The 22,987-nt window shown below is 64.7% G+C and carries 14 protein-coding genes; 2 read left to right on the top strand and 12 right to left on the bottom strand.

Annotation, left to right across the window (positions count from 1 at the left end; genetic code table 11):
- The first annotated feature begins 244 nt into the window (after nucleotides 1-244).
- Both CFB18_RS07680 and CFB18_RS07675 read left to right on the top strand, forming a co-directional pair.
- Nucleotides 245-1,930: a DUF6020 family protein gene (locus tag CFB18_RS07680; protein WP_143597552.1), complete on the top strand. Its 1,686-nt coding sequence runs from the start codon at nucleotides 245-247 to the stop codon at nucleotides 1,928-1,930.
- Nucleotides 1,931-2,080: 150 nt separating this feature from the next.
- Complete coding sequence (locus CFB18_RS07675; protein WP_159461635.1) at nucleotides 2,081-4,642, top strand: putative Ig domain-containing protein; 2,562 nt, start codon at nucleotides 2,081-2,083, stop codon at nucleotides 4,640-4,642.
- A 78-nt stretch (nucleotides 4,643-4,720) separates the two neighbouring features.
- Here CFB18_RS07675 and CFB18_RS07670 read toward each other — a convergent pair whose 3' ends face one another.
- The 12 genes from CFB18_RS07670 to CFB18_RS07615 are packed head-to-tail and all read right to left on the bottom strand — an operon-like array spanning nucleotide 4,721 to nucleotide 22,987.
- Nucleotides 4,721-5,905 carry a glycosyltransferase family 4 protein gene (locus CFB18_RS07670; protein ID WP_088571211.1) on the bottom strand — a complete coding sequence of 395 codons (1,185 nt, stop codon included), beginning with the start codon at nucleotides 5,903-5,905 and terminating at the stop codon, nucleotides 4,721-4,723.
- Nucleotides 5,906-5,929: 24 nt separating this feature from the next.
- Nucleotides 5,930-7,450 carry a sialidase family protein gene (locus tag CFB18_RS07665; protein ID WP_159461634.1) on the bottom strand — a complete coding sequence of 507 codons (1,521 nt, stop codon included), beginning with the start codon at nucleotides 7,448-7,450 and terminating at the stop codon, nucleotides 5,930-5,932.
- Nucleotides 7,450-8,943, bottom strand: coding sequence for an ArnT family glycosyltransferase (locus CFB18_RS07660; protein WP_088571209.1), 1,494 nt, complete (start codon nucleotides 8,941-8,943; stop codon nucleotides 7,450-7,452). Before CFB18_RS07660 ends, CFB18_RS07665 begins: the two co-directional genes overlap by 1 nt.
- Nucleotides 8,940-10,598, bottom strand: a complete 1,659-nt coding sequence (locus CFB18_RS07655; RefSeq protein ID WP_143597550.1) for a hypothetical protein — start codon at nucleotides 10,596-10,598, stop codon at nucleotides 8,940-8,942. Before CFB18_RS07655 ends, CFB18_RS07660 begins: the two co-directional genes overlap by 4 nt.
- A gap of 19 nt (nucleotides 10,599-10,617) precedes the next feature.
- Complete coding sequence (locus tag CFB18_RS07650) at nucleotides 10,618-12,147, bottom strand: ArnT family glycosyltransferase (protein WP_088571207.1); 1,530 nt, start codon at nucleotides 12,145-12,147, stop codon at nucleotides 10,618-10,620.
- Nucleotides 12,144-14,543, bottom strand: a complete 2,400-nt coding sequence (locus CFB18_RS07645; RefSeq protein ID WP_088571206.1) for a glycosyltransferase family 2 protein — start codon at nucleotides 14,541-14,543, stop codon at nucleotides 12,144-12,146. The genes CFB18_RS07650 and CFB18_RS07645 overlap by 4 nt, the downstream gene beginning before the upstream one ends.
- Nucleotides 14,540-15,973, bottom strand: coding sequence for an O-antigen ligase family protein (locus tag CFB18_RS07640; protein WP_088571205.1), 1,434 nt, complete (start codon nucleotides 15,971-15,973; stop codon nucleotides 14,540-14,542). Before CFB18_RS07640 ends, CFB18_RS07645 begins: the two co-directional genes overlap by 4 nt.
- Nucleotides 15,942-17,147 carry a glycosyltransferase gene (locus tag CFB18_RS07635; RefSeq protein WP_088571204.1) on the bottom strand — a complete coding sequence of 402 codons (1,206 nt, stop codon included), beginning with the start codon at nucleotides 17,145-17,147 and terminating at the stop codon, nucleotides 15,942-15,944. The genes CFB18_RS07640 and CFB18_RS07635 overlap by 32 nt, the downstream gene beginning before the upstream one ends.
- Entirely contained in the window at nucleotides 17,126-18,097 is a 972-nt protein-coding gene (locus CFB18_RS07630; protein WP_159461633.1) for a glycosyltransferase family 2 protein, read from the bottom strand. The genes CFB18_RS07635 and CFB18_RS07630 overlap by 22 nt, the downstream gene beginning before the upstream one ends.
- A complete protein-coding gene (locus CFB18_RS07625; RefSeq protein WP_088571202.1) occupies nucleotides 18,084-19,490 on the bottom strand; it encodes a glycosyltransferase family 4 protein in 1,407 nt (468 codons plus the stop codon). Before CFB18_RS07625 ends, CFB18_RS07630 begins: the two co-directional genes overlap by 14 nt.
- Before the next feature lie 3 nt (nucleotides 19,491-19,493).
- Nucleotides 19,494-20,930: a flippase gene (locus CFB18_RS07620; RefSeq protein ID WP_159461632.1), complete on the bottom strand. Its 1,437-nt coding sequence runs from the start codon at nucleotides 20,928-20,930 to the stop codon at nucleotides 19,494-19,496.
- Between the two features lie 5 nt (nucleotides 20,931-20,935).
- The gene (locus tag CFB18_RS07615; protein ID WP_088571200.1) at nucleotides 20,936-22,987 is read right to left on the bottom strand and encodes a tyrosine-protein kinase domain-containing protein; all 2,052 of its coding nucleotides are present in this window, start codon (nucleotides 22,985-22,987) and stop codon (nucleotides 20,936-20,938) included.

Below are 22,987 nucleotides of genomic sequence, written 5' to 3'. Positions count from 1 at the left end.
TTGATTCTAACCCGAAATTCCTATACTGTGTCATGGGATTAAAGTGGACGATGGAAGGGATGGATCTCCGATGGGGCTGAATAGAGTTCTCCGAGCGCAGAACAGGAGTTTCCGATTCGAATATGGCTGGATCGCAGGAGTCAGTGTATGGCTGTTGCTATATCTCAGTCCTCGCTATCTGCCTGGGGAGAAGCCCCCGAGGGTTTTCCTGATCAGCCTGGGACTTGGGATCCTAATCTTCTTGATGCATCGGGCCCTCCACGCCAGGCCCTTACAGGCTACAGAATGGGGCACCACTCTGGCACTAAGCCTCGTAATCGCCATCGCTCTTCCTGTTCCATCTCCATTTCAAGATCCCTCTGCTCACATTTCCGATCGAGTTCTCCCACCACCCGGGATCACCCCAGAAGCCATCCGCTCCCTTCACGGATTCCGCTCTGCGCCATGGACAAGATGGTTCATCGGCGATCCAGCTGAGGATTTTATCACTGCGGCTTATGTGACGGTTTCGTCATTTTTCCTTGGGTTATTTTTTGTAAATATAATTTCAATATTTAAGAAAATTGAGCACATTCATATATCAAAACCCTCTTCTTCAAGATGGATGGTTGTTGCCTATGCTTTTCCTTGTTGGTTGATATGGTCGGTCTATTTCGTGACATTTTATCCCGGAATTCTTCCAGTAGATGCACTTTATCAGTGGGAGCAGATCTTGAGTGGACATTTCAATAATGTTCATCCTGCTGTCCACACGCTTTCCATGGCCTTGATCTATCAGATCTGGCCCTCTCCGGCAAGTGTAGTGCTCGCTCAAATGATTATGCTGGGTCTGATGATCGGAGTGATCGCGCGGGCGCTGGAGCGATGGGGTATCCCATCGCTGGGTCGATGGGGGATGGTTGGGCTGAGCGCCCTGGCTCCGGGCCATGGGATGATGAGCGTCACACTCTGGAAAGATGTCCCATATGCCATTGGGCTGCTGGGTTTAACTGGAGGGTTCCTCCATCTGGCCCGGGATTTTCTGGACCGCCGCGAGCCTGCGTGGAGCACCTGGATAGGCATTGCGGGCTCCGGTCTTGCCGTCGCGCTCTATCGTCATAACGGGTTGCCGGTCATCTTTCTTACGATAGGCACGGTCGCCATGCTCTGGCCACGCCAGAGGATTCGCCTCTTTCTTCGAACCATCCTTCCGATCCTGGTCTGCTATCTTGCCGTTCAGGCTTCCGAGATGTATGTGCTGCGCATCCCTGCTGTCCCCCGCTGGTTCGCCCTGCAGGTCCCCATCCACCACGTGGCCGCCCTGATCTATGCTGGCACGCCGCTGACCTCTACCGAGCGAGATTTCCTAAATCAGATTCAACCTCTGGAACTATGGCGCCGCGCTTACACATGCCGGTTCGTGGATCCGGTCGTGAACAACAATGTCCTGAATCGGTCCTTCTTCGATGCCCACGCTGGCGAGTTTCTATCCCTGTGGGCAAGGTTGATCGCTCGGAACCCCGGCGCGATGATCCGACATTATCTTTGCAGCACAGATTTCCTGTGGCGGATCACAGAACCTCCAGATGCCTATGTCTATGCGTTTGAGTGGGGAACCCCTTCGAATCGATTGGGGCTGTCATCAAGGGCTCTGTTCCCCAGGTTACGTGGAGCGCTGTGGCGTCTCCTGGGGGAGACATTGAAGCACGAGTGGATCTGGCTGTTCTGGCGGCCTGCTCTTTTTCTGTATTTAATCTTGTTTACAGGAAGCATCCTGGCCAGGCGCTACGGGCTACAAATCGCCTGGACGCTAACCGGGCCTGCCGTGATTCACACGTTACTCTGGTTCCCTCTGCTCACCGCCCCGGACTTCCGCTTTCAATATCCGGTCTATGGGATCGCCATCTGCCTGCTCCCCATGCTCTGGCCCGGGAAAGGCGCCAACGTCTGAAGAAGGCACACAAGCGCTCCGGCTCAGCCCAGACTCTATGAAGGATACATGCGTGCACTACTTGGTTGATTAGTTGACAGGGATCAGGGATATCGTTAGAATATGGTTGGCGTTGGATTTAGGTTAGAATCCATGGTATGGAGGCCAGGGATGCTTCGTCGTCTCATTGTTCCGGCAATTGCCTTCGCTGGGTTGGTCATTGCCTCGGCGGCTTTATCTGCCCTCCTTCGAACTATACCCCCTACGCCCAATCCGCCTTCCCTCCTTCAGCCGGAGATCCCTCCGCCCGTTGTTTCAGACCGATCCCCTGTCAGAGGCGCCCTGAGCCTCAGCGGCTCTGCCCTCCCCAACGGGGGGCTGTTCATCCTCGGCGATCCGATCCGGCTTCATATCGATCAGCGCCCTACCAGGGTCCGCTATCGCTTGACCGATGCCTACGGCCCGGCAGATTGGACCATCAACGGAGAGATCTTTGAAAGCGATGGACAGATCCAGGTGGATCCTACCGGAGGGGCATGGCTGGTGCTTCCCACAGATCGTCTGACCCGCTACGGGTTTTATCGCCTGGACCTCTTCACCGATCAGGGGGAGCTGCAAGATCTGCGCATCGGGCTGGTGGACCCCATCATCCGGCTGGGGCCGGATAGCCCTTCCCCCCTCGGCTTCATCATCGCCATCGATCCCTACCCCGGCTTCGCCGCTCAGATCGCCCACCTGGGGATCAAGTGGGTTCACTTCGATATCCCCGTCGACACAGATAGCAGCGTCCTGGAAGCCCTGACCCCTTCAGTTCAATCCTTCGTGTCGGAAGCCCTCTCCAGTGACATCACCCCCATCTTCAAGCTCATCGGAGGAGCCCCCCCAGGAGCGCGGGATTACAACAGCGCGTTTTATCAAAACCTGCGCCGGGTTGCTCAGGCCTATCGAGAACAGGTTCACAACTGGATCGTCGGCAACGAGATCGACGGTTGTGGCTGGTGGCAGCCCTGTGATTTCAACCTTTATGTGACCTTCCTCCGCGGCGTCGCTCAGGTGATCCGGAGCGTGGACCCCTCTGCTCGCATCCTGGCCGCCGATCTCTATCAGGGAGACTCTCAGGTGCTCCGCCTGATGCTGGAGGAAGAACGCCGGGACCCGGGCTTCACGCTCTTCGATGTGCTTTCGGTTCATTATCTGGAGGAAGGAAGCGGCGAAGGGCTCTCCCCCGATGGTTGCTGCGGAAGCATCAATACCTACCTTCAGGTTATGCAGAGCTACGGTGTGATGAAACCGGTCTGGAACACAGAAGCTCTCTCTCCTCTGCGAGGCGGCATCCACTGGCGCCCCGAGGAAAGCAGCTACTTCCGGGGCGGACAGGTTGTCCCCCTCCTGTCCCCCGCCAAAACCCTTGTAGGAAATCTGGCCGTCGGCGCGAAGAAGGTTTTCTTCTTCAGCTACAACTACGATCAATCACTCCTCGATGGGAACCCCGCACGGATCCTCACCGAACGGGCCCTCGCTGTTCGCGCCCTGGCAGATCAGTTGCAGAGCGCTGTTTACTACGGGCGAATCAGCGAAGCTCCCTCCTTTGTGGAAGGTCACCTCTTCAAGAACGGCGAGGAAACCATCCTGGTGATCTGGAGCAATGAAGGGAATCGAGACATTGAGGCTGTGGCCAACGGGATCAACGGCCCAGCGGTTCTTTTCGATCCCCTGGGGAATCGTTACCCCTTACAAACAATTAACGGACGCACGAAGTTCCGGATCCATTATGAGCCTCAATACCTGAGGGGGTTCACCAGCCTGCCCTCCCTCACGTTCGGGGATCCCACCAATGATCCCCCCTACTTCATCTCCTCTCCGATCACCGCTGCAGTAGTTGGAAGGCCATATTTCTACAACGCAGAGGCCTATGACCCTGACCCGACCGGTCAGCCGAATAGCCTAGTTCAGGTGACATATAGCCTGGAGCAAGGCCCTCCCGGCATGCAGCTGAATCCAGACAACGGAATCCTCCAGTGGATCCCCCAGCAAGCAGGCCGATTTGCAGTCCGCCTTCGAGCTCGCGATCCTCAAGGAGCATCCAGCGTTCAGGAATTTGAGATCCTCGTCTCCAGCGGATCCCAGAACACCCCTCCGGTGATCACCTCACAACCTCGCACTGTTTTCACCTCCGTCGGCTTGCCCTTCGCCTACAACATCAACGCAATGGATCCAGACGGAGATCCAGTAACCTATCGAATCCGTTCAGGACCCACTTGGCTGAGCCTGGATACGCAAACCGGGTTCCTTTATGGGATCCCTTCATCAACCGGCGCCTTTCCGGTTGTTGTTCAAGCAACAGACACACGAGGGGCCTCCGCTGAGCAATCCTTTGTCCTCCAGGTTTCCCCTCCCCAGGGTGCTGTCCCACCGGCGATCACTTCTGGCCCGACGGCGATCCCGCTGGCCACCGTGGCCGTCATTCGATGGCAGACCTCACAACCCGCAGACAGCCGGGTTCGATATGGACAGAATTGTGATAACTGGGAAAGAACGGTCACTCAGACCGAATGGGTCGTTGAACACGCAGTGGGGCTCCCCGGCTTAAGCCCGCAGACCACCTACTGCTACGAGGTTCAATCTGTGAACTCGAACGGTGCGAGCGAGGCAAAGAGAGGAACGTTCACCACACTGTCCCGGGAGAGTCAGGTCTATCTTCCCCTGATCGCTCGCACGGGTCGATCGCCCTGATGCCTCGTGATGGCCCGCAAGCGGGATTGAGGGTGGCCTCTGTCCCTAATCCGGAGGATCTCTGCCATTCTCTCCCGTTTAACGCGGATAAATGGTATCCAGGGGACGACAGGCTACCCGATAGTCATAAAACGCCCGGATGGTCTCCTGGCCGGCCTCCCCGATCCGGCGCGCCTCCCCAGGGTCCCGGAGCATGGCAATCACTGCCCGGGCGAAGCCCTCCGGATCGTCCGCGATCCAGATGTTCTCCCTATGGTAAGCCTTCAGCCCCTCACAGCCGATGGTGGTGCTCACCACCGGCATCCCCCGGGACCACGCCTCCAGGATCTTAACCCGGATGCCGCTGCCCGCGTGAAGCGGGACGATCACCACCGCGCTCTGCCGCCAGTAGGCGGTGGGATCGGCCACAAAGCCCGGCACAATGACCGAGGGATCCCGGATCGCCCACGCCCGCAGATCCGCGGGAGGGCGGGCTCCCACCAGAAACAGCCGGGCCTCCGGCACCGCTGCCCGCACCTGCCCCCACACCTCCCGCAGGAACCACCGGATCCCCTCCGCGTTCGGCGGCCAGTGCAACCCTCCGATGTGCAACACACCCTTCGCCCCGGGCTCCCGGGGGATGGGAGGGAAATCCTCAGGATCCAGGGCGATGGGGACCACAAGGATCGGCAGCTTCTCGCCCGCTGCCTCCTCCAGGGCCGCCCGGTCGCTTTCGCTCACCGCAACCACGTGATCGAAGGCCCGACAGATCCTCCCCTCATACCGCCTCAGGCGCTGGGCCTCCTGGGCCGCGAGGAACCGCAAGGGTCCCGGCGGCATCGCCCGGGCCAGCCGCTCCGCGATCTGCCAGACCGCGTTGTGGGCATCCAGCACCCGCCGCGCCCGCACCGGAAGCGCATAGGGCGCCATGTTGAGCTGATCCGCGTGGACCGCGTCGAAGGATCCGGCCATGTTCAATTGTTCCAGCAAGCGGTAGAGAGCAGGCCGGTGATCCCGGGCGATCACGAAGGGTTCGCCGGTGATCATCGCCCGTAGGAGGGCGACCCCATCCCGAAATCCGGAGCGGGGGAGGAGGACGGTGTGGATCGCCTCGCAATAGGGGCGCAACGCCTCAGCGGACCGAGCCTCTCCGTCGGAGCGGACAAAGGAGACCAGGGTGATGCGATGATGTCGGGCCAGATAGCGCAGGACGTAATGCGTCTTGATCTGCGGTCCGCTGGCCAGCGGATAGGGCAACACTTGCGTGAGCATCAGGATCCGCACGGGCTCTCTCCTCAATGAATAAAGCTATGAGCGCTGCCGCAACGCCCATCCGCCGATGGTGCTCAATACGATCACTCCTCCACCCATCAGAACGATCAGACGTAGCGCCTCGGAATCCGGCCGGGGCTGGCCCGCCGGCAGGTTCGGATCCATCGTCCGCGGGACAAAGGAGGTAGGGGTCGGAAGAACCCGCGCTCCGGAAGGCAGCGGGAGCGAGCGCGTCGGGGTAGGAGTGGGCACCGGCGTGCGCCGGACCGGTGGGGCATTGGTCAGCGCGGTGCTATACCATACTGTATATCGACCCTCTTCGGATTTGTAGAGATGCTCTGGATCTCGCTCGAACCATACCAAATGCAGTCGGCGCCCTTCCGAAACCACCAGCCGGGTCCACTCTGGGAGGTTCCGGCCTGTGGAGACCAGGAAGGGCCCCTGCCAGGTTGCTCCATCCCATATCAGATGCCAGACCCCCAACTGGCCCTCCGCCCCCAACGCCCCCACGCCCACGAAATGCAACCGGCCCAGGCTGTCCATAGCCATGTCGTAGTCATCATACGGGATCTGAGTCCACGGCCGGGCCTGGAAGCCAGGAAGCAAGGTCGGCGAGGTCCAACTCTCGCCATGATCGCGGGAGCGTTGAAAATAGACCCCGGGGCCCTCTGCCGTCCGCCAGATCAGGAGGAGCGTCCCCTGGCCATCCTCTCCAATCACCGCTTGCTGAGGAGTGCCTATAGTGGCCGTGATCCACATCGGTTCCTTCCAGGTGCGACCTCGATCCGGCGAGCGGGCCAAGCGGACACCAGCGGGCTTCCCACCGCCTGTGAAGAGGCCCTCACTTTCCTGCCAGGTCACATACAGCCAGCCCCCTTCGCCGATCCAGAGGTGAGGCTTCAAGGAATCATCCCCAGGGGTTCGGGAGAGGTTGACCGGCGGAGACCAGGTTTCTCCATCATCATCGGAGAAGCGATAAAAGATATCCGCACACTGCTCGCATGAAGGGTTGGTTACGATCTCCGACCAGACCACATGGATCCGGCCTTCCCGATCTACCCCCAACTCGTTGTAATAGGCCACATTGGATCCGCTAAGCCGACGGGGCGGTGTCCAGGACTGAGCGGAGTCCACCGATTGCATAGGAGCCTTCGAGAAATAGAGACTCAGAGGCATTCGAAAAGTCACCACCACGTCCCCATAGCGATCCAAGGCGATGGAGTTGCGAACTGCAACCCCCACGTCCTCGAATGCAGGCATAGCCTGAATATCCACAGGGTTAGACCAGTTTTCTTTATGAAACCGAGCGAGCATCAAGGCATCGAAGGCGGACTTCCCCCTGCGAATGCCTCCAGACCAGATCACCACCACATTCCCTGCATCATCTGCAATCACATCAGGGAACCAAGCCATCCGGTTCGGATCCGAAAGCCGCACCGGCTTCTCCCACCGGACGGCCTCGCCCTGCCCGAAGGCGGGAGCGAACCTTCCGGTCCCCAGAGCCAGGAACAGCCCGGCAAGCAGGGCGATCCACCCGGATCGAAGCTTCCAGCTCATCATGGCTGCACGCTCCTATCTCCGGATCGAAGCATCGTGCACTCCCGGGGCGCATACAGGCGATAAGGGCCGAAGGAGGCGATCGGCGGACAGCTTTCCTCCACCTCCCGATACAGCTGCACCCATCGCCCGAACGCCCCCACCAGCACGTAGTCCGGATCGCTGGCCTCCCAGCGATAGACGGCCGAGGGCGGCGGGCCACCGAACCAGATAAAGCGGGAGGCGACATCCAGCAGGGGCTGAGGGGGCTGATGGTAGCGATGATCCGTGAGGACCATCATCTCCGGCTCCCACGTCTCGATCCGCGCCGCCTCCGGGATATGGGCGCGTAGATAGCGCGCCATCGCGAAGGCCGAGCCGTCACCGCCTCGGGCGATCCGCGCCGCCACCACCCCGGCGGAGCCGAGCAGCAGAACCGCCAGCCAGGCGGTCAGGGCCGCGGAAAGGCCCCACGACTTCTTTGCCTGCCTCCGGAGGTCCTCCAGCATCCCACCAGCTCCCAGGCTCAGGAGCGCCAGGCCCGGGTAAGCGTAGCGCAGCCAGCCGTTCGAAGCGGTCACCAGCCATCCGATGTTGAAGGCGGCCAAGACCCCGATCATCCCCCAGCGATACCCCTCCGGCGTCCGCTGGGCGCTCCGCGCCGCCACATACAGGAGGAAGGGGAGGAAGGCTCCGTCGAAGACGGTGAGCAGGCTGCGGGCGGTCGCTCCCATGCGCGGCGAGGGGAACACCATCACGCTCCCACCGGCGATGGCCCGCAGCTCCGTCAGGCTCCGCACCGGATCCGGGTTCAGGAGGCCCCACAGGATCCCCTGCCAGACCCCCCAGAACCCCAGGGCCACCCCCGCGATCGCCAGGTTCCCCGCCCAGGCCCGCTCCCGGTAGAACGCCTTCCCCAAGATCGCCATCGCCAGCAGGCCGGGAATGAGGAAGATGCCCCACTGGTTCTTGGTGATCAGGGCCAGCCCGAACCCGACTCCCGCCATGAGGATCCCACCCCACCGATCCCGGGCCATCCGCGCCCAGCCGATCAGCCCCAGGGCCAGGAAGGCCATCGCCGGGACCTCCCCCAGCACCTGACGCCCGTAGGCCACGGTGTCCAGGCTCCGCGTGAACACGAACCAGAGGGTTGCGAAGGCCGCTCCGGATCCCGGAACCCAGCGGCGCGCCATGGCGAAGAACAGGCTGGCCGTGAGCAGCAGGTAACCGGCCATCACCCAGCGCGCCGGCCACAGATCCACCCCAAACACTTGGAAGGCGCCTGCGATCGGCAACAGCACGGTGGGCCCGACCCCCAGGATCGGCCCCGAGAACCGGAAGCCCTCGCTGCTGTAATCGGCGTATACCCCCCAGCGGACCAGCGCTTTGGGCACATGCAGGTGAGAGCCCTCGTCGAACCAGGTCGGAGGATAGAGCGCTAACCGATAGAAGGCCAGGGCACTTAACCCGATCCCGCCCATGACCACCAGGAGCACACGCGCGAGCCGGCTCATGGCGCTCCTCCCGGGCTTGCGCCTTCACGGGCCATCTGAACCACAAAGACTGCGGCACGCGGGCGCTGGAACACGGGGATCAGCCACGGGATCCCCTCCAGCGAAGCTCCATCCGCCCCTACGATCACCCGAGTGATCCCATAGCGCTCGATCAGCGCCCGGCGCGCGGGCTCTCCCATCGCCGGGCTGTAGAAAGTGCGAACCTGCTCCCGGCGCTCGAAAAACCGCAGCGTCCCGGTCCAGTGAGCGAGAAAGGCCCGGCAGCCAGTCCACATGGGGACGAAAGCCCCCACCGGCTCGGGGGCCATGACCACCCCGTCCGCACAGCCATGCGCGGCCACCCAATCCAGCGCGGCCACTTCATCCCGATGCAGGCTGTAAGGAGGCTGCCCCCGGCTCAAGTCCAGGATGCGCCATCCCAGCAGATAGAGGTTCGCCGGAAGAGAGAGGATCAACGCCCATCGCATCCCCCGGGAGAAAGTCAGTGCGGGCCGCCGCTGGACGATGCGCTCCACGCCGCGCACGGCCCAGTAGGCGATGGGAACCTGCCAGCCGTTCAGCAGATGGATCTGAAAGCTCAGGGGCAGATACGCCAAGGGGGGATGGGCCAGGAACCACACCCCCATCCACGCCTCCACAGGCGTCCAGGCCCGCCAGCGCCGGGGATCCCCCAGGCCGACGAGGGCCAGAAGGAAGGGAAGGCCCAGGAGCAGGAGGAGCTGCAGCGGGGGCGGCGTGAACACCCCGGCGTTGACGAATTGGGCCAGCACCTCCCGCCACGTGGGATCCTGGCGGGTTAGCCAAGCCATGTAGAGCGCCCCCGGAGCCGCCATCCCCAGCACCAGCGCCGCGTGAGCGCCCTCCGCCCATGGGACGGAGCGGCGCGTCATCATCCGCCACAGGATCCATCCCCCGAGGACCGCCCCAATGGTGAGCAGGTCATAGGTGTGATGCAGGCTGAGGGAGAGGGCGAGCAGGCCAGCTCCCAGGCTGGCCCGCCAGCGGCCGCACTCTATCCCTTCATAGGCCAGCCAGAGAATGGCTGTGATGGAGGCCAGGGCGATCAGGAAATGGGGATAGGCGATGGCCGAAAAGAAGGTGTTGGGCTCCGCGATGGAAGGAACATAAGGGGCCATCAGGGAGGGGAATGGAAGCCATCCCTGCAGACGTTTCACCACCGGATGCAACCAGGCGAAGCCGCTCCCCAGCAGGGCCATGGCCAGCATCGCCCGGGCCTGTGAAACCGAGGGGGCCACCCGGCGATAGAGAAGGCCCAGGACGGCCACCGTTATCAGGATGGAGAGGACGCGCAACACCTGATACGTGGCCTCGTAGCCCAGCCCGGCGATCCGGGAGACCTGGGCCAGGAGCCACCAGAGCAGATTGAAATAGGTCGCCGGCGTGGGCTCGGGGGTCAGCAGGTTGGGCGCCAGGAAACCCTGCTGAAAGGCCCGCCACCACGCGAAATACTGCACGTGATCGCTCACGTTAAAGGCGAACCCCATAAAGCGACGCTCCGGGCCGATGGCGAGGTAGCCGACGACGTAAGGGAGGCTGGAGACCAGACCGATCCCAACCGCCCACAGCCCCAGCTCCAGCCCCCATCGATGCTTCCTGCCCAACCATCGAATTCCATCGATCATTTGCGTCTCCATCCGATCCGATGAGATCTCCTCATGGTCCCCGGAACAGCCCGAACCCCCCGGATCCGTAGACCCAGCGATCCCCCGGAGCCCACGCCCAGCCCGGCAGCTTCACACCGTCATACGTCCACCACCGCCAGGGCTGGGATCCCGGAAGGACCCAGCGCGTCAGCTCCGGCTCGAAGAGGACGATGAACCCTGTCCCCTCGGATTCCAACCGCACCCAGACGCGCTCCTCCCGGGGGCGCTCAGCCGGATCCTCCAGCCCGAAGGGGAGCACCGGATATTCCGGCGCATAGAAGTCGAAGAACCGCCACTGGGAGGCCACGATCCGGGTTCGGTCCGGTGGGAACTCCGCGCGCAGGAGGGCGAACCGGCCTGCCATGGTCGCATCGTGGTGGCGCAGCGTGGAGAGGTTGAGCAATCGGATCCCCTCCGGGCCCAGGGGGCGCTCAGGGGTGGCCAGGAACAGGACGACGTTCAGGGCCAGGCCAGCGAGGCCCAGCCCCCATCCCCTTCGCCTGTCCCACGCGGCGCGGGCCGCAGCCAGAAGGAGCAGCGCGGGGAGGAACACCAGCACCAGCCCCTGTTGCCCCATATGGATGAGCGTGTAAAACATCAGGGCGGGCGTCACCCAGAGCCCCCACCCCATCGCCGTCCGCCATCGATCGGGAAGGCCTCGGAAAAGGACAGGGAGGGCATGAAGTCCCTCGATCAGGAGCAACCCGGCGCCGGCGACTCCATAGGCGGTGTAAGCCCCCAGCTTGCCCAGGTTCCGCTGAAGCGCAGAAAGACCTCCAGGCCCGAAGACCAGGGTGGAAGGCAAGAAATGCGCATTATAGGCCTGAGTGATCTCCAGGTAACGCCCGGGCCCTCCGCTGAGGGCCAGCAGAGGGATCAACCACAGCAAGGTCAACCCGCCCAGGCCGATCAGCGCCTCCGCCCGCGCCCGCCATCGCTGGCCATGGAGCCCCCAGAGGAAGATCGGCCCGAGGAAAAGCAGGTTCTGCGGTCGAAGCCCTGAGGAGGCAGCCAGGGCCACGGCGAGGGGGAGATGCCACCGCTCCCCTCGGGCACACCGCCCCGCCAGCCACACCACCAGCAGCACGAATCCGGCGTCCAGGGCGTGGGGGAGCGCGATCTCCCCATAGAACCAGACCAGCGGGCTGCTCAGCCAGAAGAGGGCGGCCCACTTCCCGGCCTCAGGCCCGATCCACTCCTCCCCCAGCCGGTAGAGCAGGACCGCGGCCATGGCGGTGCCCGCGACGCTGAGGGCGACCAGAGCCGTCTGGGGGTCCCCGAAGATCCAGCGGCTGATCCGTCCCAAACCCACATACAGGGGATAGCCGGGGATGTGCGGTTGCCCCCGGGCCACGTCAAAGTGATCCAAAGCGAGGGCGAAATTGACCGAGTCCCAGTGATACAGCCAGCGGCCCCGCAGCGGCCACCGGCTGGCCACCGCCAAGAGGATCAGCCACCCCTCTGGCCATCTGATCCCCCGGAGGGCCACCGCGCGCCACCGCTGAAACACTCTCTGAACCATCGCCGCTGTGAAGCTCATCGAGAGCCTCCCGGGATCCCCGGCGCCATCCTCCGAAGCACGGGCCCGGTGGGACGGATCAGCCGCCAGAGGCCGAACCCCCAGAGGAGGAACAACGGGATCAGGCTGGGAAGGCCCCGCAGGCCGAGCAGCACCCCCCAGTTCCGCGCCAAGTCTCCCTCCCGCCAGCGGGGCCAGACGTAGTCCACCAGCGGGAACCGCTGATACTGGGGGAATTGCTGGCCGGCCAGGCTCTCCAGCATCACCATCCCCATGCTCCAGAGCACGGAGAACAAGAACAGCCCGCCACCGACGCGGCTCCGCATCCAGGACGGCGCGATCCAGCCCACCCCCAGGGCCAGGAACGGCACCATTGGGAGCAGATAACGAGGCCCCACCGCGTAGCCCCCATCCCACATCACCGAGGAAGCGTTAAAGGCGATGAAACTGAGGACCGCCCACGCGGCCAGCCATCCCTCCGCCCGCCACCCCGGATCCCGGATCATCCGCCAGATCCCGGGGAGGCCTAAGAGCAGGAAAGGAGAGCGGAAGAACAGTCCGCGATACGGGCTGAAGGTGATCCCCCACAGCGCCCCCAAGGAAGGCCCGCGCAGGCTGAAAAACCCCCGCCGATGGACATCCTGCCAGAGAGCAGAGTAAGCGTAGCCGAGCTGGAAGGGGGATCCGAACACCACGGCGTTATGCCAGGCAGCAAGGAGGACCGGCGGGAGCCCTCCCAAAGTAAGCATCAGCGCTTGTCGCGCCAGATGGCGAGGAGATCCACCCCATCCCCCGATGCTATACACGGCGATCCCCGCAGCGATGAGGATGGCCGGATACTCCGAGATCCCGGCGTAGGCCAGCAGGAAGCCCAGGAGGATCCGCCCGCCATCCCCGAGCAGGCCCCTCCGGATCCCCCAGGCCAGGGCGAAGGCGGCCATCAGCAGCGCGGCGACGAACTGGTGGGCTACGAAGAGGTTGGCGTATGCGAAAGCCGGCGTGCCCAGACCGTAAGCCAGGGGGACGATCCATGTGGCCGGATGCGTCCCCCACCGCTGGCGCAGCAGCCCATGAAGCCAGAGAGCGATCGTCGCCGAGGGCAGCGCCACCACCAGCGCGCTCAGGATCACCAGGGCGATGGCGAAACGGACCTTCCAGGGCGAAACCCCGGTGCCGGCCGGGTTCAGCGTGGCCCGGAAAGCCGGGGATCCCTCCAGATACCGGGCGAGGGGTTCGGCCAGGGGGTGGACCAGCACTCGGTGCAGGAGCGCATAGATGGGAACGGCCGCGAAGGCCAGGCCCGGCGCCTTGTCGCTGTAATAGTGCCCGTCCACGAGGGCGTAATCCCCCGTGTTCTCCACAAACGCATCGATGCGGAACGTCCCCTGCTCCACCAGGGCCAGCACCAGATCCAGACGGGAGTTCTGGTTCCAGTCCGCCCACCGGGGGAACGTGTAGATCGCGCTGAGGAAGAGGAGGAGGGCGAGAAACCCGCCGGTGGGGGTGAGGAAGGTCCGGGCCCAGCGCAGCCCTCCTTCGGGGAAGATCACCGCTCCGTAGGCTTTGGCCTGCGCCGGACGCCCCATCAGCCTCATCCCCAGCCATTTGAGAAGCGTAGTGAGCCACACTGCGGCCTCATAGCAGGCCGCCGGGATCGGTCCATATGCTCGGCGGAGGAAGCGGGCCTTGCTGGCATACAGCCAGCGCCGACGCCAGCCGTCCATTCGCCGTGCTGTAGCGCTGCCCAGATGGATCACCCGAGCCGGAGGGACGACCACAACCTCCCATCCCGCCCGTCGGGCCCGCCAGCACCAGTCCACCTCTTCGGAATACATGAAATAGCCCTCATCAAGGCCTCCGATAGCCTCCACGACCTCCCGGCGGACCAGGAGGCACGCCCCGGAAACCCAGTCCACCGGCATCGGGGATTCCGCCGGAGGATGGAAGGGGAACGAAGAACCGAGGAGCCAGCGCCCCAGAGGGCCCGTCAGCAGGAGCAACTCCGTCCACAGGGTGGGGAAATCCGCGGCGCACCCCTGAGGGCTGCCGTCCGGGTTCAGGAGGTTCCCTCCCGCCATCCCGACCTCGGGGTGTCCCTCCAGGTAATCCACCAAGGCCGTGAGGGAGCCCGGAAGGGGGATCGTGTCTGTGTTCAGCAGCAGGAAATAGCGTCCCCGAGCCTGCGCCATGGCTTGGTTGTTTGCCGCCGCGAACCCTCGGTTGTCCGGGTTGCGGATCAGCCGGACCTCCGGATGCGCGGTTCGCAGCCACTCCGCCGTGCCATCCTGGGAGCCGTTGTCCACTACCCATATCTCGTAGTCCACGCCCTCCAGCGCCGCCGGGAGGGCCTCCAGGCAACGGGCCAGGAGATCCCGCGTGTTATAGGTGGCCAGGATCACGGAGACCGTCGGCCTCATGATCGAAAGCTCCGCATGCGGGTGGCGTGCAACCGTTGCAGCCGGAGGCTCCGGTAGTAGTGGCCCATGGCCACGGCCGCCCCGGCGAAGATCCAGCCCCACACGGTGTAGCGATAGCCGGCGATCGTCTGAGTGTAGGGGAAGGGAAGGAACCAGTCCCCTAAACCCATGGCCAGCAGCAGGCCGGTGAACCCGCCGATCAGCCCCGCCGCCAGGACGCGGGCCTGCGCGTCGGAGACCCCGGCCCAGCGCCAGATGCGATAGATCTCCCGCCCCAGGGCGACGAGGAACCAAAGGAAGAAGGCCATGCCGATCAAGCCGGTCTGGGAGAGCACATCGAGATAGTTGTTATGAGTGGCCATCGCTTGATCCGGGAAGTAAGTCATGTAATATGCCGCGTATCCGGCCGGCCCCGTCCCGAACAGCAAGTGCTCCCGCGTGACCTGCCAGTTGCGCGCCCACGCCTGAAGCCGGGTGGTCCCACTGGTCTCGTAGTTGTAATCGAACACCCAGAAGCGGAGCGGCGCCCAGTAAAGCAGCCCCAGGATCAGCAGGAGCGCCGCAAGAAGCGCGAAGAGCTTGCGGGAACGCAGCCAGGCTACGACCAGAAGGGCGGCGATGGGCGGGAGCCATCCGCTGATCCAGGAAATCCCCGGGACCAGGACATACCATCCCCAGATCCCCAGGAGAAGGCCCAGGCCGATGCGGAGCCCCCAGGGCATCGGGCGGAACAGAAGGAGGGCCGCCCCGAAACTGAACAGCCAGAGCGGGAACAGGCCGCCGGTGTTGAGAAACGGGAAAAGCGGCCGTCCGGCCACGATCTGAACCGCCCCCAGGACGCCGGCGATCAGGAACATCCCGACCAGCCGGTCCACCTGCCGGGGATGACGCAGATGAGCGGCGGCCAGCCAGAACGCCAGGGGGGAGAGCCACATCACCCCCAACCCGCCCAGGCGGGCCCGGAACAGAAACCACGAGGGGATCATGGGATCCCGCCAGATCTCACCCCAGAAAAACGAAACCAACGAGACCACCATGAACCCGAGAACAGGCACAGTGGCAGCGGTCTTCGGCCAGCGCTCCCGTTCCCGTTCGAAGACTAAGCGGAGCAGCCAGATCCCCCCGAACAGAGCCGTGAGAAGCAGGCTGGCCACCAGCGGGCTCTGGGATCCGGTGGAGAGGGTGAAGGGGATGAACAGCGAAGCGAAAACGATCAACTCCACCGAATAGTGGCTAAGGAAAAGCAAGGCGGGGAAGGCCAGAAGGCTCAGCCCCCCCAGGGCCAGCCATCGGCCCCGCGCCGTAAGGGCCAAGGCCCCCATCAGCGGGGCGAGCAACAGCCCCAGCCCCACCGCCCACCCCGCAGGGGGGATAGACCGCAGGTGCCGCAGCGGATTCTCAATGGCGCGCAACAAGGCCAGCCCGTTCACCGATCACGTCCTCCACTAGCTGCAGGTAACGATCCCCGAGGGACCGCCAGTCATAGGCACGGACGGCCTCCCGAACCAGGCGACTCTGTCGCGCCCGCCGCTCCGGATCCTCCAGCAAGGCCAAGACCTCCCGGACGAATCCATTCGGCGTGTCCGCAACGATGAGGGCTTCTGGATGCGGAAACTCAAGCCCTTCGGCTCCTTTGCGGGTGGAAACCACGGGCGTCCCCAGGGCCATCGCCTCCAGGATCTTCACCCGCGTCCCCCCGCCGAACCGCAACGGCACGACCAGTGCCCAGGCCCGGGCCACCCAGGGCCGCACATCCTCCACGTAGCCGGTGTAGACCCACCCAGGCGGTCGGGGAAGGGCTACCCCCTCCGGGGTCCGGCCGGTGATGAAGAAACGCACGCCCGGGCGCCGCCGGCGGATCTCCGGCCACATCGCCTCCGCGAAGAACACCAGGGCGTCCCGGTTCGCCCAATAAGTCGGCGCCCCGGTGAAGATCAGTGTGTCCGGCTCCGGGATCTCCTCCACCCCCGCGTAGCGCTCCAGATCGATCCCATTAGGGATCACGGCCACCCGCGCCCATGGGGCGATCCGTTGGAGGATCTGCGCCTCCTCCTCGGAAACCACCGTGCAGGCATCGAAAGCGGCCAGCAGGCCCCTCATGAAGCGCGCATACTTCCACCACATCATCGCCCGCCGTGCCCGCCGAATCAGATCCGAGGCCATGCGCACTTGGTCCAGGAAGAGCCCGCTCTCCACCTCATCGAGGATCTTGGGGACGCCTTCCAGCGCGCGGACATACATGGCCGAAGGCAGCTGGGAGGCCAGGATCAGATCGAAGGTCCGCTCCTGACAGAGCTGACGCACCCGGGCGTGGACCTCGGGCTGCTCCACGTCCACCAGCCAGCGGGGGGTGGGAGAGAAGAAGCCGCGGATCGCCCGCCATCGGGTCGGCCGGAACTCGGGGCGACGGAACACGAAGAGGGCCTCACAACGGGCCGCCAGATCCCCCTGGTAGCGCTCCACCTCCGCCTCAGGATCAGCCAGCACCACCAGGGTCAATCGGTGATGCGCCGCCAGCGTGTCGAGCAGCTGCGACAGCCGGATCCGCACCCCCTTATCCGGCGGCAGGGGGAACCAGCCCATCACCCAGAGGATGCGGGCCATGCGACCTCCTTTCCCATCCTTCCCACCGGAGCCTCAGCCTCCCGGGGTCCCCACCTCCCATGGAGGAAATCATGTAGCCCTTCCCAGATCGCCTGCGCCCGCTCCGGCTGATCCCCCCGTTCGTAGCGCCGCGCCAGCCGGATCGCACCGTGGAAAGCGTGGGCGAGGGCCAGCCACCGCCGCACGCCCTGGGTGTGCTCCCGGAAGAAGAGCATGCGATTGCGGGTCATGTAATAGAGCGCGCCCGCGGAAAGGTCATCAGGATCCATCGGGGCCTTGTGCCACATCTGCGCCCGGGGATCCACCCAGATCGAGAAGCCTGCGCGCCGGGCCCGCTGACACCAGTCCGTTTCCTCCCAATACATAAAGTAACGTTCATCGAACCCGCCCACCGTTTCCAGGGCTTCCCGCAGCAATAGGATCCCGCATCCAGGGACAAAATCCACCGGATGAGGTTCCCACTGCGAGGGTGCCGCGCGCCCTGCCTCTCGATGCGTGGTGTAGGCCCGCCGCCAGTGGATCTCCCCACCCAGGGCCCAGATCCCCTGGGAGGGCGGCCACGCCCACACCAAGGGCCCCACTGCTCCCACCCGGGGCAATGCGCGCGCGGCCTCCAGCAGCGCGACCAGGCACATGGGATCTACCAGCGTGTCGTTGTTCAACAGGAACACACCTTCCATCCCCTGCTGTTGTGCAACGCGGAGGGCCAGGTTGTTCCCAGCCGCGTAGCCCAGGTTGCCGCCCAGCTCCCATACCTCGACCTCGGGGAACGCCCGGCGGATGGCCTCCGGCGTCCCATCCGTCGAGCCGTTGTCCAGAGCCACGATGGCCTCCACCGGGCCCTCCAGCCGCCGCACGGATTCCAAACAGGCCAAGGTGTCATGCAGGCGGTTATAGGTCAGAACGGCAACGAGGATGCCTCCCACCGCATCTGCCTCAAGTGGATTCATGGAGGGCGGCTTCCTGGAGCACCTCAGGCGTCTGGGCTCTCCCTGCGATCTCCGCATATAGCGAGATCCAGGCAGACATCGCCTGTTCAAAGGAGAAAACGGGTCCCGTATGCGCGCGCAGCTGCTCCAGCCACTCCGGTTCCCGGACGGATCGGATCAGCGCCTGCGCGATCGCCTCTGGATCGCCAGGAGGGATCAGCCATCCGTTGACCCCGTGATGGACCACCTCGGGGATGCCCCCTACCGCGCTGGCCAAGACAGGGACCCCAGCGGCCAGGGCTTCCAGGGCAACGATGCCGGTGATCTCCGGCCAGATGGAGGGCAGGGCCAACCAGTCCGCCTCCGCCAGGGCCTCCCCCAGCCGCTCCCGAGGGAGGACCCCCGCCAGCCGGATGGCCGGATCCCCCGCGATCCGTTGCTCCAAAAGCCTCGAATACGCAGGGAACGCATGAGGGTTCCCATAGATCGTCAGCCGCAACGCGCGATCGCCCGCCACCCCCAGCCGGGCTTTCGCCCGCCGCACCCCCTCGATCAGAACATGGATTCCCTTGTGCGGGGCGATCTGTCCGATATACACCACGTGCACCTCATGCGCGTCTTCTCGCTCCCGGCAAGGAACACCCAAGCTCAGATCGGGGGGGACAAAATTCAGGATGACGGAAACCCTCTCCGCACGCATCCCAAAGGTCCGATAGGTCTGAACCAGAAACCGGGAGGGACTGTGGATCACGGTCGCCTGATTCAGCGCAGACATCGTGGCGCGCAGGCGCGCCGCCATCTCCTGGGCCCATGAACGGAAGAACGGCCATGGGCGCAGAAGGCACCCGGCCTTCCGATGGGGGCGCTCCACGCCCAGCGCGGCCAGGGCCTTTTCCATCCACCGGTAGCGCCGGCCCTGACTGAGCCAGCAGTAGGCGCAACCGGCCGGATCCTCCGGCCCCGGGCAGACCTGCCCGCTGGGCCGCAACAGAGTGTGATGGGCGCAAAGGAACCAGAAATCGTGCAACGAGACCACAGTAGGGATCCCGGCCCGGGCCGCCGCCCGCAACGGCGCAACCGTCAGCAGATAGCCGCTGTTCAAGTGGAAGACATCCGGGCTACGGCTGTGGAAATACGCCCGGAACCACAGCTCCATCGCCGGGTTGTCGTAACGATCCCGCAGGCCCGCCGGGCCCTTCCGCCAGCGCACCGTCAGGCGATACACCGGGAACCCCTCCTCCCGATCCACCTGGGCGGTGACCCGGGGGAAAGGGCCGTGCTCGATGCGCTCCACGCTGACCACCTCCACCCGGTGCCCCTGTCGGTGGAGCCCGCGGGCGAGGGCCTGGACGAAGAACTCCACCCCGCCGATGTTGCGTGGAGGATAGTGCGGCGCGGCCAGGACGATGAACATGGCTTATCCCACCTCGCCGGCCACAGGAGTTCGATGGATCATCTGACGCAGCAGATGCCATTCCGCAGGGCCGAGGGCGCCCAGGCCCCACAGGGCCAGGCCATACACCAGGGCGCCAAGAGGCAACAGCGCCCCCAGGGGGAGCCCCCGTGCGACCTCCAGGGCCAAGCTCATCCCCGCCGCGGCCAGGGCCGGTTTGACGAAGAGCCTCCAATCCGCCATCACCCCCCGCCACAGCCGGAGGAGGAATCCATACTGGCCCACCAGGAGGGCCTCCGTGAGCAGCGTGACCCACGCGGCGGCCATCAACCCGTAGCGCGGGATGAGCAGGAAGTTCGTCAGGATGTTGAATGACGTGCTTAGGATCAGAGAGCGGGCCACCATCCACTCGCGATCCCGCACCAGGATCACGTAGCCCAGATACTCCGAAAGGAACATCAGCGGGACAACGCCGATCAGAACGCGAAAGGCCGGGACCGAGGGGACAAAAGAGGGCCCGTAGAGACCTGGGATCAGCCGATCCCCCAGTACCCAGCCCCCCACGGCGAAGGGAATGGAGATCATCCACAGGTAACCCAGGGAGCGTCGTACCACCATGGCCAGGGCCTCATGATCCCGAAGGGCGGCCATGGAGGGATAGAGGGCCAGGTTCGCCGCGTTGGAGAGGATCGCGATGGAGAAGATTAGGTTATACGCTGCGTTATACCAGCCGACCACCCCCGCTGGCCACCACAGGCTGAGCAGGATCGTATCCACTTTGTAAGAGAGATTGACCGCCAGGCCGATGAGGCCGAAAGGCAACCCCGCCCGCAACAGAGCGGGCCACCATCGCCACTCCGGACGCTCCAGGGCGAGAAGGCCCAGGGAACGGCTCATTCCCCAAGAGAGCAGCAACGCTCCCATGGTCCCGATCAGGGAGGCCCCGATCAGGCCGTAAAACCCCCATCCCTTCCACAAAGCCAGCGTCCCCAGCCCGACGAAGATCAGCTGCTGCAACACCCCTGCGGCCGAGACGATATCCAGCCGGCGGATCCCCTGGAGCGCTGCCTCCAGAGGACCCTGGAAGGCATACAGCACCAGCGAGAGGGCCGCCAGGGCGATCCCCCCGAGCAACACCGGAGGCTGCCCGTTCCAGCGGGCCACGCCCAGGATCAACCCGATGGTCCCGATGGAGAGCAGGAAGCGGAGGGCCACCGCGTTCCCTACCAGCACCCCCACGCGGCCCCGATCCCGAGCGATCTCCCGCACCAGATAAGGGGCCAGCCCCCAGTCGGAGAAGATCGCGAAGGCCGTCACATAAGCCAGGGCCGTAGCATACTGGCCGAAAGCCTCCTGCCCCAGGCGCCGCACCACCCACACCGAGAAGGCGAAGGCGAGGGCCTTCACCGTCAGGCGCCCGAGCAGGGAGAACAGCGTGTTGCGGAGCACCACCCGTGCCATCCCGGTCATCCGGCCTCACCCTCTTTTCCCTCCTCTTCCGGCTCCTGCGACGTCGCAAGCGCCACGGATGTTTCCTCCGCCGGTCCGTCGAGGAGCTCCTGCAACAGCTCCGGATCCACATCGACGAAAGGCATGGCGGCGGCCTTTGCCTTCACAGGCTCTACCTCCGCTGCCGGGGCGGTCTCCTCCTCCAGGAAAACTCCTTCCAGCTCCTCCGGCCGGAGGCCCAGGAAGGGCCCGCGCGCTTCCTCACGTTCCATCGGAAGGACCTCCTCCGCAGCAGATGGAGCCGGCGGCTCTGACGCCGGGCCGGGCATCAAGACAGGAGGCGGAAAGAGCGGCCTGGAAGGCGTCTCGAGAGAACCGGCCGGCGGCTCGGGCGATGCCGGCGATGGGGCCGGCTTCTCCCAGGCTGCCGTCTTGGCCGGGCGAGCCTGCCGCCGCGCCCACCAGCCCCGGATCCCATAGGCGAGCCCTCGGGCTTCTGCGCGCTTCCGATAGCGGCCATAGCCATACCCGTAACCATATGCGTAACCATAGCGCTGGCCGAGCTTCCGCCGGGGGACATCGTTGACGACCAGGCCCAGGATCCGCTGGCCGCGGAGGACGTAACGGGCCTGCCCAACCATCCGGCGCGGGGTTTCCCCATCCCGAACCACCAAGAGGATCCCATCCGCCGCCCGGGCCAGGAGCTCCAGCTCGGCTGTGAACAGCGTCGGCGGCCCATCCAGGACCACCATCTCATAACGTTCTTGCAGTTGCCTCAGCATCGCCCGCCAGCGGGGCGAGCTCAGCAACCACCCGGGATCCCGCGGGATCCGTCCCATCGGGAGGATCGTGAGGCCGCCATCGATGGGGATCAGGAGATCCTCCAGGCGAAGCCCCTCCCCTTCGGCCTCCAGATAATCCACCAGCCCGTGGGAGATCTCCTGAGGGGAGAGATGAGCCACCGTTCCCCCGCGGAGATCCGCCTCCACCAGGACTGTGCGCACACCGGCCTCGGCCAGGGCCGCCGCCAGGTTGCTGGCCACGAAAGACTTGCCGTCCTCCGGCGTCGGGCTGGTGACCAGCACCGTCCGGGGTCCCTCCCGCCCCAGCAGCTGGAGGACCCGGAGGCGCAGGGAGCGGATACTCTCGGCGTCCGGGGAATCCGGGGCGCTGCGGACGACGAGCGGGTCCTTCCGATTGCGCCAGTGGGGGATGGCACCCAGGACGGGGAGGTTGAACATGGTCAGGCCCCCATCCCACTGCACTGCCCGGCCCATCAACAGCTCCAGGGTCATCAACACGCTAAGGCTGAGGACCAACCCCACCCCACTGGAAAGCATCAGGTTCCGCAACAGGCTGGGGGAGACCGGTCGGGAGGGCGGAAGCGCGGGCTCCAGCACCCGCAGGGTGTTCACCCGACCCTGGTTCATCACCCCGATCAGCTGGGCGTAGGTCTGTTGGTAGTCGCGCTTCAGCTGCTCCAGGGCCTGGAGCTGATCCTGGGCCTCCCGGAGCTCCGCCGCCGAAGTCATCCGGGCCATCTGCTGGCGCAGCTCCTGGATCTTCCGATCAGTGTCCTCGATTTTCTTCTGAATGTCGTTCAGCTGCGCCTGCAGGAACTGCTCATCCGCCGCCGTCCGCGCCCCCGGCGCCTGCTCCATCAAGGTTTGCGCCAGGGCGTTGGCCAGCGCTGCCGCCCGTTCGGGGTCGAAGTCGTAGATGTAGATCTCCAGGAGCGAGGCGTTGAACACCACGCGGGTCTCCACCGCCCGGGCCAGGGCATCCGGCGAGAGGGTCAGGTTGAGCCGCCGGATGGTCTGCTCCAGCACCGGCCGGCGCCGGGCCATCTCCCCATAGATCTGGGCCAGGGTCCGGCTGAGGCCGATCTCCTGGGGGTCCGGACTGGGATTCATCAGGCTGGAGCCCACCATCAGGGTGACCCGCGCGGCGTAGACCGGTCGCTGCTGCCGGGTGTAGAAATAGCCGCCCAGCCCGGCCAAGAGGGCGCACAGCACCGGGAACCACCACCAGCGGCGGAGGGCATCCAGATAGGGTTGCAAACGCTCCAT

It is taken from the genome of Thermoflexus hugenholtzii JAD2, assembly GCF_900187885.1.
Lineage (GTDB): Bacteria > Chloroflexota > Anaerolineae > Thermoflexales > Thermoflexaceae > Thermoflexus > Thermoflexus hugenholtzii.
Note: the sequence above shows the minus strand (reverse complement) of the source record. Positions and strands in the feature narration are given on the sequence as shown.

What these genes read in the sequence shown, in the direction of transcription:
- CFB18_RS07680 (WP_143597552.1), top strand. Translation starts at nt 245, where the DNA reads ATGCATCGGGCCCTCCACGCCAGGCCCTTACAGGCTACAGAATGGGGC.
- CFB18_RS07675 (WP_159461635.1), top strand. Translation starts at nt 2,081, where the DNA reads ATGCTTCGTCGTCTCATTGTTCCGGCAATTGCCTTCGCTGGGTTGGTC.
- CFB18_RS07665 (WP_159461634.1), bottom strand. Translation starts at nt 7,450, where the DNA reads ATGAGCTGGAAGCTTCGATCCGGGTGGATCGCCCTGCTTGCCGGGCTG.
- CFB18_RS07660 (WP_088571209.1), bottom strand. Translation starts at nt 8,943, where the DNA reads ATGAGCCGGCTCGCGCGTGTGCTCCTGGTGGTCATGGGCGGGATCGGG.
- CFB18_RS07655 (WP_143597550.1), bottom strand. Translation starts at nt 10,598, where the DNA reads ATGGAGACGCAAATGATCGATGGAATTCGATGGTTGGGCAGGAAGCAT.
- CFB18_RS07650 (WP_088571207.1), bottom strand. Translation starts at nt 12,147, where the DNA reads ATGAGCTTCACAGCGGCGATGGTTCAGAGAGTGTTTCAGCGGTGGCGC.
- CFB18_RS07645 (WP_088571206.1), bottom strand. Translation starts at nt 14,543, where the DNA reads ATGAGGCCGACGGTCTCCGTGATCCTGGCCACCTATAACACGCGGGAT.
- CFB18_RS07635 (WP_088571204.1), bottom strand. Translation starts at nt 17,147, where the DNA reads ATGGCCCGCATCCTCTGGGTGATGGGCTGGTTCCCCCTGCCGCCGGAT.
- CFB18_RS07630 (WP_159461633.1), bottom strand. Translation starts at nt 18,097, where the DNA reads ATGAATCCACTTGAGGCAGATGCGGTGGGAGGCATCCTCGTTGCCGTT.
- CFB18_RS07625 (WP_088571202.1), bottom strand. Translation starts at nt 19,490, where the DNA reads ATGTTCATCGTCCTGGCCGCGCCGCACTATCCTCCACGCAACATCGGC.
- CFB18_RS07620 (WP_159461632.1), bottom strand. Translation starts at nt 20,930, where the DNA reads ATGGCACGGGTGGTGCTCCGCAACACGCTGTTCTCCCTGCTCGGGCGC.
- CFB18_RS07615 (WP_088571200.1), bottom strand. Translation starts at nt 22,987, where the DNA reads ATGGAGCGTTTGCAACCCTATCTGGATGCCCTCCGCCGCTGGTGGTGG.